General features: G+C 71.1%; 16 protein-coding genes. 8 read left to right on the top strand and 8 right to left on the bottom strand.

Translation table 11 applies throughout. From position 1 onward, the window contains the following. Positions 1–12: 12 nt before the first annotated feature. Complete coding sequence (locus FCH28_RS29385) at positions 13–1524, bottom strand: hypothetical protein (RefSeq protein ID WP_136743224.1); 1512 nt, start codon at positions 1522–1524, stop codon at positions 13–15. Between the two features lie 277 nt (positions 1525–1801). Between FCH28_RS29385 and FCH28_RS29390 the strand changes: the two genes are divergently transcribed. Together FCH28_RS29390 and FCH28_RS29395 are read left to right on the top strand one after the other, a co-directional pair. Then, positions 1802–3757, top strand: coding sequence for a sensor histidine kinase (locus FCH28_RS29390; RefSeq protein WP_136743225.1), 1956 nt, complete (start codon positions 1802–1804; stop codon positions 3755–3757). A 484-nt stretch (positions 3758–4241) separates the two neighbouring features. Continuing rightward, positions 4242–4838, top strand: coding sequence for a hypothetical protein (locus tag FCH28_RS29395; RefSeq protein ID WP_246103344.1), 597 nt, complete (start codon positions 4242–4244; stop codon positions 4836–4838). 59 nt (positions 4839–4897) lie between these two features. Here FCH28_RS29395 and FCH28_RS29400 read toward each other — a convergent pair whose 3' ends face one another. From FCH28_RS29400 to FCH28_RS29415, 4 genes are all read right to left on the bottom strand, one after another. Then, positions 4898–5788: an NAD(P)-dependent oxidoreductase gene (locus FCH28_RS29400; protein WP_136743418.1), complete on the bottom strand. Its 891-nt coding sequence runs from the start codon at positions 5786–5788 to the stop codon at positions 4898–4900. A 186-nt stretch (positions 5789–5974) separates the two neighbouring features. Continuing rightward, positions 5975–7387: a xylulokinase gene (xylB, locus tag FCH28_RS29405; protein WP_136743226.1), complete on the bottom strand. Its 1413-nt coding sequence runs from the start codon at positions 7385–7387 to the stop codon at positions 5975–5977. Between the two features lie 61 nt (positions 7388–7448). Beyond that, positions 7449–8447, bottom strand: coding sequence for a zinc-dependent alcohol dehydrogenase family protein (locus FCH28_RS29410; protein WP_136743227.1), 999 nt, complete (start codon positions 8445–8447; stop codon positions 7449–7451). Between the two features lie 119 nt (positions 8448–8566). Next, the gene (locus FCH28_RS29415) at positions 8567–9358 is read right to left on the bottom strand and encodes a DeoR/GlpR family DNA-binding transcription regulator (protein WP_136743228.1); all 792 of its coding nucleotides are present in this window, start codon (positions 9356–9358) and stop codon (positions 8567–8569) included. Positions 9359–9468: 110 nt separating this feature from the next. Here FCH28_RS29415 and FCH28_RS29420 point away from each other — a divergent pair, with 110 nt between their 5' ends. From FCH28_RS29420 to FCH28_RS29435, 4 genes are all read left to right on the top strand, one after another. Beyond that, positions 9469–10848 (top strand): MFS transporter, encoded by a 1380-nt coding sequence (locus FCH28_RS29420; protein ID WP_246103345.1) that lies wholly within the window; start codon positions 9469–9471, stop codon positions 10846–10848. A gap of 185 nt (positions 10849–11033) precedes the next feature. Then, entirely contained in the window at positions 11034–11531 is a 498-nt protein-coding gene (locus tag FCH28_RS29425; RefSeq protein ID WP_136743229.1) for a RidA family protein, read from the top strand. Between the two features lie 162 nt (positions 11532–11693). Continuing rightward, the gene (locus tag FCH28_RS29430; RefSeq protein ID WP_136743230.1) at positions 11694–13184 is read left to right on the top strand and encodes an SDR family NAD(P)-dependent oxidoreductase; all 1491 of its coding nucleotides are present in this window, start codon (positions 11694–11696) and stop codon (positions 13182–13184) included. Between the two features lie 154 nt (positions 13185–13338). Next, positions 13339–13785 carry an SRPBCC family protein gene (locus FCH28_RS29435; RefSeq protein WP_136743231.1) on the top strand — a complete coding sequence of 149 codons (447 nt, stop codon included), beginning with the start codon at positions 13339–13341 and terminating at the stop codon, positions 13783–13785. 30 nt (positions 13786–13815) lie between these two features. Here the strand turns inward: FCH28_RS29435 and FCH28_RS29440 are convergent, their stop codons facing one another. Together FCH28_RS29440 and FCH28_RS29445 are read right to left on the bottom strand one after the other, a co-directional pair. Continuing rightward, a complete protein-coding gene (locus FCH28_RS29440; RefSeq protein WP_136743232.1) occupies positions 13816–14811 on the bottom strand; it encodes an endonuclease/exonuclease/phosphatase family protein in 996 nt (331 codons plus the stop codon). Between the two features lie 154 nt (positions 14812–14965). Continuing rightward, positions 14966–17017, bottom strand: a complete 2052-nt coding sequence (locus FCH28_RS29445; RefSeq protein WP_425472024.1) for an AMP-dependent synthetase/ligase — start codon at positions 17015–17017, stop codon at positions 14966–14968. Positions 17018–17266: 249 nt separating this feature from the next. On the opposite strand from FCH28_RS29445, the gene FCH28_RS29450 reads away from it, so the two are divergent. Together FCH28_RS29450 and FCH28_RS29455 are read left to right on the top strand one after the other, a co-directional pair. Beyond that, positions 17267–17644 carry a hypothetical protein gene (locus FCH28_RS29450; RefSeq protein ID WP_136743233.1) on the top strand — a complete coding sequence of 126 codons (378 nt, stop codon included), beginning with the start codon at positions 17267–17269 and terminating at the stop codon, positions 17642–17644. A gap of 155 nt (positions 17645–17799) precedes the next feature. Next, positions 17800–18498: an HNH endonuclease family protein gene (locus tag FCH28_RS29455; protein ID WP_136743234.1), complete on the top strand. Its 699-nt coding sequence runs from the start codon at positions 17800–17802 to the stop codon at positions 18496–18498. A 62-nt stretch (positions 18499–18560) separates the two neighbouring features. On the opposite strand, the gene FCH28_RS29460 is transcribed toward FCH28_RS29455, so the two are convergent. Beyond that, positions 18561–18758, bottom strand: coding sequence for a DUF1918 domain-containing protein (locus tag FCH28_RS29460; RefSeq protein ID WP_136743421.1), 198 nt, complete (start codon positions 18756–18758; stop codon positions 18561–18563). Positions 18759–18944: the final 186 nt, after the last annotated feature.

Raw genomic sequence — 18944 nt, forward strand, 5'->3', positions numbered from 1 at the left:
GTGGCCCCGGCCTCAGGGCGCGCCCGATGGGTGGGAGCGGCGCGGCAGATACACCCGGTGAGGTTCGCCGCCGTGCGTATGCGGCAGGGGAACGGATCGCCAGTCACGCGCGAAACCGGGCGGCCGGTTGCGGCCGGCCACGATGACGGCGGTCGGCATCCGGCGTATGCCCGCCTGGAAGACTTCGGGGGTACTGCTGGCGTCGTGCCCCCCGGTCTGGCGCGAGGCGCACCCGGCGTAGAACGCGATCGGGACGGCCCGGTCACCGCTGACCACGCACGGCGGGCGCACACCGAGCCGGTGCAGTGCGCCGGCCATCTCTGTGTAGCGCGCGGTCGTGATGCGGCTGTTGGCCGTCACCCGGCTCAGGATCTGGTACTGGACGCCAACGTGGCCCACCACGGCCAGGGTTACCACGACCGCGCTGACCAGCCGCAACGCGCGGCGTACGCCGGTGAGCAGATGGACGATGCAGTCGGCCACGGGCACGGCGAGCAGCGCGTAGGCGGGGAGGAGGAACCGGGGCGCGGCGTAGTCGATCAGAAAGAGATACGGCACGGCCAGCGACATCGCGGTCATGGCCGTGAGGAGGACGGTGCCGCCCCGGTGCCTGCGGTGTGCCACCGCGATGCCGCCGAAGACGAGAACGGGCACCGCGGCCCACCACGCCGCGGTGGCCGGGACCCGCCACGGATTCCCGCACGGCCGGCACAGCGTGCGCCCCGCCAGCGCCCTCGCCTGGTCGTCGACGGCTATGTGCCAGCCCAGTCCGCCCTGGATCTCACTGGCCCGGTGCAGCCGGGCGAGCAGGCCCCCGTGGTGCGCGTACGCCTCGACGATCCACGGCGCACCACCGACCAGCAGCCCGGCCACCAGCACGGCGAACACCGCGGGACGGCGCCAGCGCGGCACCAGGACGACCGCGAGCAGCAACGGCAGCGTCAGCCAGACGCCGTCGGCGGGGCGCAGCGCGGCGACCAGGGCCACGGCGACGCCCACCCCGGCCACCGCCGCCCGGTCGCCGGCCCCATGGACGGCGCGCACGAAGCAGCCGACGGCGGCCAGGGCTCCCAGGGCGCACCAGAGGTTCGGCATCGCCGCCGGGCCGTAGAACACGGTGGGCCACAGTCCGGCGAACAACGCGCCCGACCAGGCGAGAACCGGTGTGGGAAGCACCTTCCGCCAGATCCACAAGGCGACGAAGAGGGCCGCCGCGGACAACACGGCGAGATAGATCCGCAGTGCGGTCGTGGAGCTGGTGAGGGCGACCACCGGTGCGACCAGGTAGGAGATGCCGCGGGCGCGGGGTGCGCTGAAGAACGCCGGGGGCGTGTGGCCGCCGACCTGGCTGACGTAGATCGTCTCGTCCCAGCTGAGACCGGACCCCGGTACGACGACGACCAGCTGGACGACCGCGAAGGCGAGGGCGATCGCCGTCACCCATGGCAGGGGGCCGGACGCCCGCCAGTGGGGCTGCACGAAGGCGGCCGCAGGCAGTGGTCTCAGCTCCAGGCGTTCTCGCATGACCGCTCCTCGCCGGGCCCCGAAATGGTCAGAACATGACGCAGGCCACGCTGCCGGAACCCGCCGGGGCGGTCCATCGAGGGGGTGCCATTGGGAGTACCCGCCGCCGCTCCCACCGCGCCCCCTTTCCCCGTCCCGATCCCTGCCCCTGTCCGCCGCGTTACGGAAATATGGCGTGCGCTGCGCGACCCCGCCCGGTGCGCTGTGAGCCGGGAGCAACCCGCCCCTTACCGGCGGGAAACCGCGCCGGGCATGGCGGTTCGTATCGTCATCTGGCGTGACGCGCACCCAACGACGCCTTTTGCCGCATCCGCTCACGTTCCCCGGCTGGCACAGCATCCGCGGCCGGATGGCCATCGTGCTCGCCGTCCCCACCTGTCTGCTGCTGGTCGTGACCGGCCTCGGCGTCGCCGACCGGGCCGCCGACTGGTCCGCCGGGCGCGAGACCGCCGACCGGGTCGAGCTGGTCCTCAAGGCCCAGGACCTGGTGCGCGAGCTCCAGCGCGAGCGCGGCCTCACCAACGGGCTGCTCGGCGGCGCCACGGCATACCGCGACGACGTCGCCGCCCAGCGCGCACGCACCGACGCCGCCCGTACCGGCTTCGACGCTCTGCTCGGCGCGGACGGCGCGGAATCGGACGCCGCTGCCGCTCTGGAAGCCGCGCTGACCCCGGTCACCGCGCTGGCCGTCGAACGCCGTCAGGTGGACGCCGGCTCCGCTCAGCGCATCCCGACCCTGGCCGCGTACACCAAGGCGATCAACGGGCTGATCGACGCCGCGGCCGCCGAACCCGCGGGCGGCGACCACGCCCTCGCCGATGCGCTCGGCACCCTGCAAGCCCTCGCCCGTGTCACCGAGGCGGTCGCCCTGGAACGCGGCTCCCTCAACGGGGTCTTCGCGGCCGGCCGCTTCAAGGGACACGAGTTCCTCGACTTCACCGAAGTACGGGCCGACCGGCTCGCCTTCCTGCGCCAGTACACCCAACTCGCCACCCCGGCCCAGCAGTCCGCGCTGGGCGCCGCCTTCGCCACCCCCGAAGCCCGGCGCGCGACCCAGTACGAGAAGCAGGCCGAGCGCGGCGCCGACGGCAGCCGGCTCACCGTGGACCCCCGCGGCTGGTGGTCGTCGATGACCGCACTCGTCGACCAACTCCACGATGTGCAAAGGGAGATCGGCAGCGACGTACGGCTCCGCGCGGACCGTGCCGGGGATGCGGCCACCGGCCAGCTGGGCGGCTTCATCGGCCTCGGCGTGCTGATTCTCGCCGTCGCCACCGCGCTCGCCGTGCTCTCCTCCCGCTCCATCACCCGGCCCCTCGTGGCACTCGCCGACGAGGCCGACTCGGTGGCCCGTGCCGGTCTGCCCGCCGCGGTGGCCCGGATCCAGGAGGCCGACCCGGGCGACGAACTCGGCCCAGGGCCCGGAACATCCCGCCGGATCCCGGACGGCGCCCGCGAGTTCACCCGCCTGGCCACCGCCCTGCACAACGTCGAGAACACCGCGATCGGCCTGGCGGCCGAGCAGGCCGTACTCCGCCGCAACAGCACCGAGTCGCTCGCCAGCCTCGGCCGCCGCAACCAGGCGCTGCTCTCCCGCCAGCTCGGCCTGATCACCACCCTGGAGAGCCAGGAGATCGACCCGGACGCGCTCGGCGAGCTCTTCGAACTGGACCACCTGGCCACCCGTATGCGCCGCAACGCCGAATCGCTGCTCGTGCTGGCGGGGGAGGAGCTGTCGCCGCGCACCTGGCCGGGCCTGGTGACGGCCGCCGAGGTGGTGCAGTCGGCGATCGCCGAGGTCGAGCAGTACCAGCGGGTCGCCGTGGTCGACGTCCAGGAGGGTCGGATCCGCGGCCAGGCCGTCGCCGAACTCTCCCATCTGCTCGCCGAACTCATCGAGAACGCGCTGGTCTTCTCGCCGCCCTCGCGCCCGGTCGAGATCTACGGCTGGCGCGACGGCGGCGAGTACTGCCTGGCCGTCGTGGACCGCGGCTCCGGCATGACCGCGGAGGAACTGGCCCGCTCCAACGCCCGGCTCGCGGGCCGCGAGCCCTTCCTGGTCGCTCCCACCCTCGGCCACTACGTCGTCGGCACCCTGGCAACCCGGCTCGGCGCCCAGGTCGAACTCTGCCCCACCCAGGGGCCGGACGAGACCGCCGGGGTCACCGCGTATGTCGCCCTGCCGACCAGCCTCGTCCACGCTCCGGAGGCACAGCCGGCGACGGTCGGCTGACGACGGCCATGTCCGCTGCCGCCTTGCTCTGATCGGTCGCAACTCCCTCACCAGCAAGGGCTTTTGACCCCCGATCGGATATTTGAGTGCGGAACCGCCGGCGTGTGGTGGGTGGGCGGTGTGGTGCGGGTGTGGCGGCCATTGGTGTTGTTGGGTGATTGTCGGGTTGTGGGTGGATGGGTGCGTTCGTGGTGTTTGGTGGGTGGCTGGGTTTCGTGTGGGGGGTGGGGGGTGTTGTGTGGGTATGGAGCCGAGAGAGTTGTGGGGTCGTCATGCGGTTTTGGCGGAGGCGTTTTGTGTGGGGGATGAGCGGGTGAGGGAGGCGCAGGCGCGGTTGGATGAGGCGCAGGCGGATCGGTTGCGGGTGTTGGCGGCTTTTGCGGTGACGGTGGGGAGTACGGGGGCGGTTGCTGATTTGTTTGGGTTGAGTGAGCGTGAGGTGCGGGTGGCGCGTCGGACGGTGGGGAAGGAGGACGCGCGGGCGGTGGCGGATGATCTGTTGGCCGCCGCGACGGCCTCCGCGTCCGTAGAGACGTCCGCCGACGAGGAGGAGACCGGCGAGCCGGAGTGCGTGGCGGAGGCGGCGTCGGCGGCACCCGGGGCATCGGGCGGCGCTTCTGTCGGCGCGGGCGAACCGCAGGGGGTGTCCGCCGCGGTGGACGCGGTCCTGGTGGGGAGTTGGCAGACGGGCGTGGATCTGCGGGAGCTGGCCGCGGAGTTGGGTCTCGACCTGACACGGCTGGTGACGCGTGCGCAGCAGTTGTCGGCTCAGGGACGGTTGCCCTCCGGTCCGGTGCAGGAGGGGTACGGGGGGCGTCACCGGCGGAGCACCCACGAGACGCATGAGGCGGAGTGCTCCATCCCCGCCCAGCAGCCGGGGAGTTGGGGCGCGGTGTCGTCGGCGCAGACCGTGCCCTCGGCCTGGTATCCCACGGCGGAGTCCATGGCGGAAATGACGGCGATGCCGACGGACTGGGATCAGGCGCTGGCCGCATGGGGGCACTTCGCGCCTCCCTACGAGGAGCCGGTACCGGCCCCCGTCGCGGCGCAGCCCTGGGCGCAGTACCACCTCAGTTCCTGACGGTGTCACCTCAGTTCCGACGGAGGACAGGGGAGGCCGGCCGCACGCCGTGCGGACCCTCACCCACCGGTGAGCAGGTCGACCGTGCCCGCCAGGCCCTCGTCGCCATGGCCCTGTGCCACCCGGCGGCGCATCAGTTCCATGTAGGGAGTGAGCAGCCGAGGGTCGACGGACTGTTCCGCCGCCGTGGCCAGGAGCGCGTCGTTGCCCGCCGCCATCATGGCGAGGTTGGAGGTGACGCCCTCGGTGTAGTCGCCGCTCACCAGTTGGGCGGCCATGCCATGGGTCATGCCGGCCATGGCGCCGAGCCAGTCCGCGAGCAGGGCGGCGAACCCCGCCTCGTCGAGGTCCCGTTCCGGGCGCACCAGTGCGAAGGCGTGGGCGATGCCGGCGAACATGCCGGTCATCGCACTCAGCAGGGCGATGTCGTGCAGCGCCGCATGACCGTGGTCCTCACCGACGAACTTCACCCCGGTGGCAGCTTCCAGCACCTCGCGGTGGCGTTCGAACAGGACGCGGTCACCGCTGTAGAAGGTGTAGCCGCCGGTCTCCGGTCGGCCGATCATCGGGGGAACGGCCATGATCCCGCCGTCCAGGAAACGAGCCCCGCGCTCCTCGACCCAGCGGGCGCGCCGCCGGGCCTGGGCGGGGGTGGCCGTGGTCAGGTTGACCACGGCCCTGCCCTTCAGGTCCGTGCCGTCCAACGCCTCACCCACGGAGGCATCGTCCAGCAGGCACAGGACGACGGGGCCGGTGGCCGAGGCGACCGCCTCGGCCGGGGTGGCAGCCGCTCGGGCTCCCTCGCCCACCAGCGGTGCGGCCTTCTCCGGTGTGCGGTTCCAGACGGTCAGCGGATGTCCCGCGGCGAGCCAGGCGCGGGCGAGAGCGGTGCCCATGGCGCCGAGACCGAGGAGGGTGACGGGGGACTTGGATGTGGTGGTGATGTCCATGCCGACCAGGCTCGTATGCCCACGCACCATGATCAAGTACGCACTTTTTTGTGCGTTGGTTACCTTGAGCATCGTCTCCCGGGAGGATGCGTCGCCTTACAACACCCCGACAACACCCTGATCGCGCCCGGCAGTTACCCGGGCTGACCACCGCCGGCCAGCCCCGGTCGACCAGTGAGCCGCCGTCTACGCGCCCCCGTACACCGCACCCCGCGCGTCCGCGTACGCCGCGCGGATGCGGCGGCCGGCCGAGTGGTCGGCGGAGACGGGAACGTGCCGGGCCGCCGAGGCGACCGGCCACTGGGGCGGTTCCGGGGTGCCGGCCAGCGCCCAGGCGGCCTGGCGGGCCGCGCCGAGCGCGACGTACTCATCGGGCTCCGGCACGGTGACCGGAGTGCCGAAGATCTCGGCGGCGATCTCGCCGACCACCGGAGCCTTGGCCGCGCCGCCGATGATCAGGACGCGTCGGGCGCTGATGCCCTGCGCCCGCAGCTCGTCGAGCGCGTCCGCCATATTGCACAGCATGCCTTCCACCGCGGCCCGTGCGAGCTGCGGCGGATGCATATTGGTCTTGCGCATCCCCATCAGACTGCCGGCGGCCTCCGGCAGGTTGGGCGTCCGCTCACCGCCCAGATACGGCAGGAACACCAGGCCGCCGGCGCCGGGCTCGGACTCGCGCGCGAGCCGGTCGATATCGGCGAGTCCGGTGCCGAGCAGGCGTGCCGTGGAGCTGAGGACGCGGGCGGCGTTCAGGGTGCACACCAGCGGCAGAAAGCGGCCGGTGGCGTCGGCGAATCCGGCGACGGCCCCGGTGGCGTCGCCCACCGGGTGCTCGGACAGTGCGAAGGCCGTGCCGCTGGTGCCCAGCGAGATGACCACGTCGCCCGGCTCGATGCCGAGACCGAGTGCGGCGCCCATGTTGTCACCGGTCCCGGCGGCCACCAGGACCCCGTCCGGGGTGCGGCCCGCGGCCTCGTACGGGCCCAGGACGCGCGGCAGTTCGGGGGTGCGGCCACCGAAGGCGAGGGACAGCAGGTCATGGCGGTAGGCGCCGTCGGCCGGTGACCAGTAGCCGGTACCGGAGGCGTCTCCCCGGTCGGTGACCGGTTCGGCACCGGCCGCCGAACCACCGCACAGCCTCCAGGTCAGCCAGTCGTGCGGCAGCAGCACCCGGTCGGTGCGGTCCGCGACGGCGGGCTCGTGCTCGGCCAGCCAGCGCAACTTGCTGACCGTGATGGCCGCGACCGGGACGGTGCCGACGGCCCGCGCCCACTTCTCCGCACCGCCGAGTTCGGTGACGAGGTCGGCGGCGGCCTGCGCCGAGCGGGTGTCGTTCCACAGCAGGGCGTCGCGGACCGGCTGCCCGGCCGCGTCGAGTGCCACCAGGCCGTGCTGCTGGCCGGCGACCGAGATCGCGTCGACATGCTCCAGCAGGCCGGCGCCCGCTTCGAGGAGCGCACGCCACCAGGACTCGGGGTCGACTTCGGTGCCGTCGGGGTGGGCCGCCCGGCCCTGGTGCAGGACCTTCCCGGTGGCGGCGTCGCAGACGACGACCTTGCAGGACTGGGTCGAGGAGTCCACTCCGGCAACTGTCGGCATGAGGGTTTTCGCTTCCGTACGACGGGACGGGGGAGGGGAGTGGGGGGAGGGAGCGCCGGTCTCAGCCGGCGGGGCGGATCTGGATCTTGCGGCCGGAGCCGTCACGGAACGCCTGCAGCGCGGCGGGGAACTCGTCCAGTCCGAAGCTGTGCGTGATCATGGTGTCGGCGTCGATGACGCCCTTCGCCATCAGGTCCACCGCACGGCCGAAACTGTGCAGGACGGCCATCGAACCGACGATGGTGATCTCGTCGTTGTAGACGCTGAACGGGGAGAAGGACGCCTTCGCGGCCGAGGGGGCGACGCCGAACTGCTGGAAGGTTCCGCCGCGGCGCACCCGGGTCAGTCCGTCCTCGATGACCGGGATGACGCCGGTGCAGTCGATCACGGTCTCCCAGCCCTGCGGCCGGTCCAGGGCGTCGGCGTCCGCGCCGGTGGCGTCCGCGCCGAGCCGCTCGGCGATCCGCAGCCGGTCCTTGTTGATGTCGACGACGGACAGCGAAGCGGCGCCCGCCGCCTTGGCGAGCTGAAGCATCATCAGGCCCATGGTGCCCGCGCCGTAGATCAGGTAGTGGTCACCGAGGCGGCGCGGCAGCACGTCGAAGCCGCGTACGGCGCAGGACAGCGGCTCGATCAGGGTGCCCTGGACGACGTCCACGCTCTCCGGCAGCCGGTAGCAGTTGGCGGCCGGCACCTTGACGTACTCGGCCATCGCCCCGTCCACGGTGTCGCCGATCGCCCCCCACCGCTCGCACAGGTTGCCGTGCCCGATGGAGCAGTAGTGGCAGGCGCCGCAGAACAGCGACGGGTCGACCGCGACCTGCTCCCCGGTGCGCAGGCCGGTCACTCCCGCACCGAGCGCGACGATCTCGCCGGTGAACTCATGACCGGGAATGATCGGGTACGGCGTGGGCGCGAACTCGCCCTGGACGATGTGCACATCGGTGCCGCAGATCCCCACCGCGGCGGGGGCGACGACGACCTCGCCGGGCCCCGGGGTGGGGTCGGGGACGGTGGTGACCCCGTAGTGCTCGGGGGTTTCGATGACGACGGCACGCATGGAGAGGGGCCTTTCGGGGGGCCGGGGGGAAGCCGGGGGTTTCTGGGGGGAAGCGGTTGTCTGGGGGAGAGCGGGATCGGTGCGCCTGGGAGAGCGGGCCGGGAACCTTGCCGGGTGGCTCAGCTCTCCGGTTCGACGGCGCGGATCTCGACGCCGAGGTCGCGGACGGACCGGAGTTCCTCCTCGGGCGTCGCGGTGTCCGTGACCAGCAGGTCGTAGCCGCTGACATCGCCGTACGCGTAGGTGGCCGTACGGCCGAACTTGCTGTGGTCGACGGCGAGCACGGCACGATCGGCAGCCTGCAGATAGGCCTCCTTGTTGTCCGCGTACTCGCGCACCGGGTGGAAGAGCCGGCCGGCGCTGACCGATGTGGCGGTGACGAAGGCGACGTTGGCGCGGATGTGCTCCAGCTGGCGCCGGGTCTGCGGTCCCGCGCACGACTCGAAGTCCTCGTAGAACCGGTCGCCGAGGAGGGTGACCTCGGCGGGTGAGCCGGACAGGAGGTAGGTGATGCGCAGCGAGTTGGTGATCACGCGTATCCCATCCATCCCGGCGATCCGGCGGGCGAGCGGGAAGAGCGTGGAACCGCAGTCGATCAGCACCGTGCTGCCCGGGGCTATCTCGTCCACGAGCGCGTCCGCGATGGCGGCCTTGGCCGGCATGTTGCTGTGCTCGCGGAAGCGCAGCGCGCTCTCCATCGTGACGTTGGAGAAGGACGTCGCGACCCCGCGGCCCTTGCGGATCAGCTGCCGCTCGTTGAGGTTGTCCAGGTCACGGTGCATGGTCATCACGCTGACGTGCAGCCGCTCGGCGAGGTCGGCGATACGGACCTCGCCCTCTTCGGCGACCTGGCGCAGCACCGCCTGGCGGCGCTCCTCCACCTCGGCCTCGGAACCACGACTCGGTCTCATCGCTGGTCGCCCCCGCTCTTTTCCTTCGTTCTTCGAACCGCTCTCCTCGCACCATAGAACATCACACACTTTCTGTGAAGCCATTGAAATTTATTGAGAAGCTGTTCAGGGTGGTGACCACTCTCGGGCATCCGCCCGGCCTGTCAGGAGGTCCCACCGCCGTGCTGTCCCCGTCCCACTCCACCTACGCCGGAATACCCCGAGCTCTCCTCTGGGGCTACGTCGGCGTGCTGCTGTTCATGATCGGCGACGGTGTGGAGACCAGCTATCTCCCCACGTACTTCAAGACCGACCTCGGCTTCGCCGAAGCGAGCGTCGGCATCGTCTTCACGCTCTACGGCATCACCGCCGCCGTCGGCGCCTTCCTGGCCGGCGGGCTGTCCGACCTGTGGGGGCCGCGCAAGGTGATGATGGCCGGTGCCGCCTGCTGGGTGGTCTGCCACGCGCTGATGCTCGCGGTCGCCATTCCGGCCCACTCGTACCCGCTGATCCTGCTCACCTACGGCCTGCGCGGCTTCGGCTATCCGCTGTTCGCCTACGGGTTCATGGTCTGGATCATGGCCGGCGCCCCGGAACGGCAACTCGGCAAGGCGCTGGGCTGGTTCTGGTTCTGCTTCACCATGGGCTACCCGGTCCTCGGCTCCGCCCTGGTCTCCCTCCTCAAGCCCGTGATCGGCTTCTACGACACGCTGTGGATCTCGCTCGCGATGATCGTCGCGGGTGCCCTGGTCGTTCTGGTCCTGTTGCGCGAACGCTCCGGTTTCCAGGGCCTGTCCAAGGGGTCGGAGCGCACCAGCCTGGTGCGCACGCTCACCGGCTGCTTCACCGTCATGTTCGCCAAGCCGCGGGTGGGCATGGGCGCCGTCGTCCGGCTCATCAACACCACCTCGCAGTTCGGAGTGTGGGTCTTCGTCCCGCTGTACCTCGTCGACCGGGTGGGCTTCTCCGCCGAGGAGTGGGCGTCGCTGCTCATCGTGATGATGGTCAGCAATCTCGCCTGCGTCGTCACCTTCGGCGCCGTCGGCGACAAATGGAGCCGACGCAAGACGGTCGCCTGGCTCGGCGGCGTGGTTTCCGCAGTGGCCTGCCTGGCGCTGTACTACGTGCCCGCGACCGTGGGCCACGACTACCTGCTCGTCGCGATCGCCGCGGGAGCGCTGGGCGTCGGCATGGCCGGATACGTCCCGCTGCCCCCGCTCATGACCACCCAGGCCCCGGAACGCAAGGGCCAGGTCATGTCCGCGTACACCCTGGGCGCCGGCGCCAGCATGGCCTTCGGCCCGCTCATCGGCACGGTGTTCATCGGGTCGCTCGGCATCCAGGGGGTCATGTGGATCTACGCGGCGCTGCATCTGCTGAGCACGGTCCTCGTGCTGTTCATGAAGGCGCCCACGGCGACGCCTGTCGACGGACCCGAACCCGAACCCGAGACGGAGGGGGAGGAGCGGGAGCCGCGGGCGGTGGCGGTGATGTCCGGGGCGGGCGGCTGAGCGGGCGCGCTGCCTGACGTACCGTCAACTGGCGGGAAGTGTCTATGAGTTCCCGTCGGTGTCCGTTCCCCGGGGCGGACCGCCGCCACTCGGCCCGGCCGCTCGGCCCCCCGTCCCGGAGGCGGGGCCGAGCGGACGGGCCGAGACTGGCATCGTTCCGGTCGCCGTGCGGTGAGGGAGGTGCCATGCCGGCCGAGGCACGGCTTGCCGAGCTGGGGCTGACCCTGCCCGCGGAGCTTCAGCGACCGCCGGGTCTTGAGCTCCCCTTCGCATGGGTGCGCGTCCGCCGGGACCGGGCGTTCGTGGCCGGTCATGGTGCCCTCACCCCGGACGGCAAGCCCGCCGGGCCGTTCGGGAAGGTTCCCGGCGAGGTGCCGCTCGAAGCCGCACAGGAGTCGGCTCGGCTCGCCACGCTGGCCGTCCTCGCCAGCCTGCGACGGGCCCTCGGCAGCCTCGATGCCGTGACGGCCTGGCTCACGGTGACCGGCTTCGTCAACGCCGAGCCCGGCTATCCGCAGACGACGCTCGTCATGAACGCCTGCTCGGACCTGATCCTGGATGTCCACGGGCCGCAGGCCGGCGGTCACGCCCGCACCGCCGTCGGAGTCACCGCCCTGCCCCTCGATCTGCCCGTGATCATCGCCACGGAAGTCGAGACGGCGCCGCCAACTCCCCGCCCGTAACGGCCGGGCCTGCACCGATCGGCCACCGCAGCCCGCGCGGCGGCTCTCCGGCACGCCCGGCGCCCTGTCCTTTCCCGCCGGGTTTGGCGCAGCCGCCCCCGTGTACGTAAAGTTCCGCCGGAGCTTGAATAGAACAGACGATCCCACGAAAGCGGCACGGCGATGACGGTGACAGAGAACGGCCGGGCCGATGGCGCGGGAATCGACCCCGGCGCGGACGTCGAAGGCATCGACGCCGAGCGGATGGCGGTCTGTCTGAGCGTCCTCGAAGAACTCGACGCGCTGCCGCTCGACCACCCAGACGCGATCACCATACGGCGCGCCACCGCCGGCATCTTCCGTACGGTCAAGCAGCGCCGCCGCAAGGAGCGCCGGGCGGCCAAGACGGCCAACGACCGGGCGGTGACCGAAGCCACCGCCACCGGAGCCGCCGACCGGATCGACGACGAGACCCTGGGCCTGTCCCTCACCAGCTCGGTGACCACGGAGATCGCCGGGATTCTGCAGCGGCCCAGGTCCTGCTACGTCTGCAAGAGCCGGTACGTCGAGGTCGACGCCTTCTACCACCAGCTCTGCCAGCCCTGCGCCAAGGAGAACCGGGCGCGCCGCGACGCCCGTACGGACCTCACCGGACGGCGCGCGCTGCTGACCGGCGGCCGGGCGAAGATCGGCATGTATATCGCGCTGCGGCTGCTGCGCGACGGTGCGCACACCACCATCACCACCCGCTTCCCGAACGACGCGGTCCGCCGCTTCAAGGCGATGCCGGACAGCGCGGAGTGGCTGCACCGACTCAAGATCGTCGGGATCGATCTGCGCGACCCGGCGCAGGTGATCGCGCTCGCCGACTCCGTCAGCGCCGAAGGCCCCCTCGACATCCTGATCAACAACGCCGCGCAGACCGTCCGCCGGTCGCCCGAGGCGTACGGACAGCTGATCGCGGCCGAGTCCGCGCCGCTGCCCGCCGGAGAGCTGCCGGCGTCCCTGGTCATCGGCCACTACGGCAGCGGCGCGCCCGCCGCCCTCCCCGCCGCCGCGCCCGCCGGGCAGTCCGCGCTGACCGCCGAGAACCTCACGGCCCTCGCCCTGACCAGCGGCTCGGCCTCGCCCGCCCGTATCGAGGCGGGCACCGCGATCGACGCCGGCGGGCTGGTGCCCGACCTGCACTCGACCAACAGCTGGATCCAGAAGGTGGACGAGGTCGACCCGGTCGAGCTCCTGGAAGTCCAGCTGTGCAATATGACCGCGCCGTTCCTGCTGGTGAGCCGGCTGCGCCCGGCGATGGCCGCGGCGCCCGCGCGCCGTAAGTACGTGGTGAACGTGTCCGCGATGGAAGGCCAGTTCAGCCGCGGCTACAAGGGCGCGGGACACCCGCACACCAACATGGCCAAGGCCGCGCTCAATATGCTCACCCGCACCAGCGCCCGCGAGATGCTGGAGACCGACGGCATCCTGATGACCGCCGTCGACACCGGCTGGATCACCGACGAGCGCCCGCACCCCGACAAGATGCGGCTGGCCGAGGAGGGCTTCCACGCCCCGCTCGACCTGGTCGACGGCGCGGCCCGGGTGTACGACCCGATCGTCCGGGGTGAGCTCGGTGAGGACCTGTTCGGCTGCTTCCTCAAGGATTACGTGCCTGCGGCCTGGTGACGGCCGGGTGGTCGCCGCCCCGTATCGCCCCCATAGCGTGCGCCGGTCCGCAACGCCCCGGCGCCGGTCCGCGCAGCCTGGCGCGGCGGCCACCCTCGTGGGACCATTCGTAAGAAACCACAATAAGCGGACAATTCGCAATGAAGGGGGCGAAATGACCGCGATCAAGGAAACCATCGACATCTCGCGCCGTCCCGAAGACGTCTTCTCCTATGTCACCGACCCCTCGCATCTCCCCGAGTGGCAGGAGAGCGTCGCCTCGGTGACCCCGGTGGGCGACGCCCCGCTCGAAGTGGGTTCACGGGTCGTGGTGACCCGGAAGATCGGCCACCGGGAATTCCCGATGACCGCGGAGGTCGCCGAGCTGGATCCGCCGCGGAGCTGGCGGATGCGCGGCGTGGACGGCCCCGTCCGCGGAGATGTGAAGGGCACCATCGAGCCGCTCGGTGACGGCGAGCGGTCGCGCGTGACCCTCTCCCTCGAATTCGAGACGCACGGCATCGGCAAGATGCTCGGTCCGCTCGTCGTTCGCCCGCATGCGCGCAAGGAGATGCCGCGGAACGAGCAGAAGCTGAAGGGGCTGCTCGAAGGGCACGAGTAACGGTCAGTGCACCCGGAGGACGCACACCCGTCAGTGCACCTGGAGGACGCTCCAGACCCCGGCGTGGTCCGAGGGCCACAGCCCCGACGGCGTCAGGGCCCCCGGTGCCTCCCCCACCCGGTTCGTCGCCAGGACGGTGAGGGCGCCGCTGAAGAGCACGTAGTCGATGCGCTGGCCGAGGTTGGTCATCCCGTCACGCAGATCCGCCGGCCGGCAGCAGGTGAAGCCGGGCTCGGCGTCGTGCGCGGCGGTCCAGGCGTCGGTGAAGCCGGCCGCCAGGATGTCGTGGTGCGTGCGGGTGTCCGTTCTGCCGGGCAGCGCGCCGACGCCGTCGGCAGCCGAGTTGAGATCCGCCGCGAGCACCCGGGGAAGGGTGGTGTCGAGCGGCCCGTCGAGCAGTTCCCTGCCCTGGGCCATCTGGACGGCGGGGTCGACGGGCTCCAGGTGTGTGCCGACCACGCGGATGGTGTGGCCGTGCACGGTGACGTCGGCGGCGACCCAGCCCCGCGGCACGACGGTGCCGCTGAGCGGCCCGCTGGTGATCTGCACATGCGCCTCGTACCGGTCCGCCTGCGCATGGGCGACGGAGAACTCCTCCTCGGGCAGGTCGGTGCGGGCCAGCAGCACATCGCGGTCGGTGAGCCTGATGTCCTGGAGGCCGCCGACGGCGGTACGCCGCGGCGCCTCGTAGTCGCCCCCGATCGCCGTGGCCACGGCCTCGTAGTGCTTGCCGCGGGCGGCCAGCCTGTCGAGCAGGATCTCCAGGAAGTCGAACTCGACATCGGTGGCGTTGGGGGTGTGGTCGAGATCGGCCGGCGTCCGGCTGCGCCACAGTGCGACCTCCTGCAGGCTGACCAGGTGCGGGTCGGCACCGGCGATCTCACCGGCCAGCGCCTCGGCGCGGGCGGGGAAGTCGGTGGCCTGCACGCTTCTGAACACCGTGTCCACGCCGGCGATGAGCTGATCGGCGTTGATGGCGTGGAAGACCGGCGAGAGATCGGCACCGATATAGACGTTGCGGGTCATGACCCTGAGCGAGGCCGGGGGGTGCGGGATCGGCATGGCGAGCGAGCCCTTTCGGCTTGGTGCAGGTCAGGTGCAGGTCAGGGGCAGTTCGGCGGCATCTCACGGCAATGTATGGCAGCGGGCGGGGCGCGGCGAGCGCTGTGGGCCAGGCGGCCTACCGTCCTGACCGCCGGCTGTTCCGATCGCCGAGAAGGCCACCACGCGGGCCACCGTGCAGGCCGCTGTGGAGCGCCTCCCCGTTGCGGGTCTCACCGCGGGAGCCGCCGTAGAGGGCTTCGATCTCGTCCGCGTACGCGGCGGCCACGGCATGCCGCCGCATCTTCAGCGAAGGAGTCAGCAGCCCGTTCTGCTGGGTGAACGCCCCGTCGACGAGGCGGAACGCGCGGATCGACTCGGCCTGCGAAGCGGCCTGGTTCGCATGCTCGACGGCCTGCTGGATATCCGCCAACAGCTCCGGATCCTCCCGGAGTTGGGAGAACGGCGTATCGATCGGACGGCCGCGGACCCACAGCCAGTGCGCCATCGCCTCGGCGTCCAGGGCGATCAGGGCGCCGACGAAGTGCCGGCCCTCGCCGACCACCATGCACTGCCCTATCGGCGGACGGCCGCGCAGCCGGTCCTCCAGGAGAGCCGGGGACACGTTCTTGCCACCACTGGTGATCAGAATGTCCTTCTTGCGGCCGACGATGCTGAGATAACCGTCGTCGTCGAGCCGCCCGAGGTCGCCGGTGGCCAGCCAGCCACCGCTCAGCATCGCCTGCGCCGCGGCCGGGTTGTTCCAGTACGCACCGAACACGATCGGGCCCTTGACCAGCACTTCCCCGTCATCGGCGATACGCACGGCGGTGCCCGGCACCGGCAGTCCGACCGTCTTGGGGCGCGGGGCCAGCGGCGGGGCGAGGGTCGCGGCGGCCGTCGTCTCCGTCAGCCCGTAGCCCTCGTAGATCAGGATTCCGCAGCCGAAGAAGAACATCCCGAGCCGGGGGTCCAGCGAGGAACTGCCGCTGATGGCATACCGCAACCGGCCGCCCAGCGCCTTGCGGACCCGGCGGTAGACCAGCAGGTCGTAAAGGCGCTTCGCGAGGCGGAGTCCGAGTCCGGGCCCGCGGCCGGTCCCCAGCATGCGGTGGTGCTGCCGCTCCCCGTACCGCACGGCGATCCGCTCGGCCCGTACGAAGGACGCGGCCCGGCCCATGCGGTCCGCGGTCTCCCGCGCGGTGTCGTGGACCTTCTCGAAGAAATACGGCACGGCGACGAGAAAGGTCGGCCGGAACGCCGCCAGTTCGGGGCGGAGTTCCTCGGGTGTGATGCTGGGCCACAGCCCGATCGTGATCCGGTCCAGCAGACAGGCCACCTGGATCGCCCGGCCCAGGATGTGCGCCAGCGGCAGGAACAGCAGGGTGGCCGGCGTCTGGCGGGTGGCCTCGACGAAGACCGGGCGCAGCAGCTGTACGAGGTTGGCGGCCTCGGCGTGCAGATTGCCGTGGGTCAGCACACAGCCCTTGGGCATACCGGTGGTGCCCGAGGTGTAGACGAGAGTGGCGATGCTGTCCGGGCCCAGCGCCCGCCGGCGTGCCGTCAGCACCCGGTCCGATATCTCCCGCCCGATGCGGGCGAGTTCGTCGAGCGCACCGTCGTCGATCTGCCAGATGCGGCGCGAGTGGTCCAGCCCGGCCATGGCGTTCCTGGCGGTCCGCGCGTCCTCGGCGGTCTCGACGATGAAGAAGACCGCCGCCGAGTCGTGCAGGATCCACCGGACCTGTTCGGCGGACGCGGTGGGGTAGATCGGTACGCTCAGACCGCCGGCCGCCCAGATCGCGAAGTCGAGGACGGTCCACTCGTAGCGGGTCTGCGACATCAGGGCCACCCGGTCGCCCGGCGCGAGTCCGGCGGCCACCAACCCCCGTGCCACCGCGCCGACTTGGCGGGCGAATTCGGCCGCGGTGACCGGCTGCCAGCGGCCGTCGGTCTTGCGCCGCACCACCACGTGGCGGGGCGCCTCGGCGGCGTTGGTGAACGGGATGTCGGCCAGGCTGCCGTCACCGGGGGTCGTCACGAGCGGGTCGGCCCGTACCTCCCGCACCACACCGCCCTCGCGGATGAGCTCGACGGTGACCCGCCCGGCGAGCTCGGGCCGTCGCCCGGCGGTTCTGAGGTCTGTGCCGATACTGCCCATGGTCAGCTCCGGAGCCTTGGACGCAAGCATCTTACTCCGAAGTAAACTTACGCATCCGTAAGGATAAATCAATGCCGCGGCAGCACCCTTGTGTCGGCGGCCCCTCCTCGCTGACGGGGTCACCCATGTCGGCGAATTGTCGACCGTCAGGCGTCCCTCATCATTTGTCCGATCGTTGGCCAATCAGTACGAACGCTCAACGAACTCTCAGGTGACCGGTCGACGTCATCCCCCGGCGTCGCCCCGGACAGCACCGGCCGACCAGGAGGAACCCACGCCATGCGCCCCCGTACCGTTTATGCCGCACTGGCTTCGGCGATCGTCGCCACCGGCGCGACCTTAGCCCTCGCCCCCGCCGCGTCGGCGACCCGCCAACACGGGCCCACGCCCCAGGAGTTCGTGGACGGGGGCGGCATCGTGAAGATCTGCACCCGCGGCACCCTCTTCGACGGAATGGTCAACCTGGGCTGCCGTGCGCCGCATTCGCTCACGCCCGCCACCACCTGGCGCGACCTGCGTGAGGAGGAGGATGCGGTGGCCCCGATGCTCTGCAAGCCGTCCCTGGTGAACAAGGCCTCCGAGAACACCGAAGTCGCCGCACTCGGCGCCGGCCTCGCCCTCCAGTGCACCCCGGTCCCGCAGACGTGGGGGCCGTAACGGATACCGACGCGGACCGGGGCTGTGCACGCATGCGCGCACAGCCCCGGTTCTTGGGCGAATTCCAGCCCGCCCAATGGCGCTAATCGTGCGACTCGCCCACTATCGGGTGAATGCCGACATAGGGAATCGTTTCTCTTGGCTATGTCCCTTACATGCCAAGTAGCCACTGGCGGCGCCGAGTTGCCGCCACAGCAGTCTCCCTGGTCCTCCTGAGTCTCCCCGCCATCGCCCCCGCCACAGCAACCACACCCGCTGCCGCAACGACACCCGACGCCGCCGTCTCCCGCCTGGCGCCACCGGACCTGCCGGAGCCCTCTACCGCCGCCGTCGCCCGCGAGGAACTCGTCGAGCTGCGCATCGAGGCACCCCATTCGATGGACGGCTACAGCCGCGCCAAGTTCCCGCACTGGATCAAGCAGAACGGCCAGTGCGACACCCGCGAGGTCGTCCTCGCCCGCGACGGCGAGAACGTCGAGCAGGACGACATGTGCCGGGCGACCGCCGGGGTCTGGTTCAGCGAGTACGACGACAAGACGCTGACGTCGGCGGGGCAGCTCGACATCGACCACATCGTGCCGCTGGCCAACGCCTGGCGCTCCGGCGCCGACGAGTGGACCACACCGCAACGCAAGAGCTTCGCCAACGACCTCAAGGACCCGCAGCTCATCGCGGTCTCCGCGTCCAGCAACCGGCAGAAGGGCGACAAGTCCCCGGACCAGTGGGCCCCGCAGTTCACGTACTGGTGCACCTACGCACGGGCCTGGATCGACATCAAGCACCTCTACCGACTGAACGTGACCGGGCCCGAGAAGGCCAAGCTCACCGACATGCTGGACACCTGCCAGGAGTGAGCGGGCCCGGCCACGGCCGCCCGCCGACCGAGACGAGCCGCCTACTTCTCTGAACGAGCCGCCTACTCCTCTGCGGCGGAGAAGGGCCGGACGACCGTGTCCGGACCAGGGCTCATCAAGGTCTCGTGACCGTCCTCGAATCGGACGCGGTAGGGAGGACCGCCCCCGTCCCCCAACACCTCGATGATCTCCGCGCTTCGATCGTGCTGACCGACGATCCGCCCGTGAACAAGGATCCGGTCGCCCACGCTCGCGTACATGCTCTGCCTCCTCGTCGGCATCGGCGGCTGGTCGGCGATGCCGACGAGGAAGTACCCACGTCCGTCGAGAGCCATGTGCTCTGCCACCCGATCGGCGCATTGACGGATACCCGGCCCAGTGGTGAGCGGACCGGCCGGCGGAGCCGGTGGCGAGGTGACGCCCCGCTTTCCACGCACGACGGAGGG

It is taken from the genome of Streptomyces piniterrae (assembly GCF_005048155.1).
In the GTDB taxonomy this organism is placed as follows: domain Bacteria; phylum Actinomycetota; class Actinomycetes; order Streptomycetales; family Streptomycetaceae; genus Streptomyces; species Streptomyces piniterrae.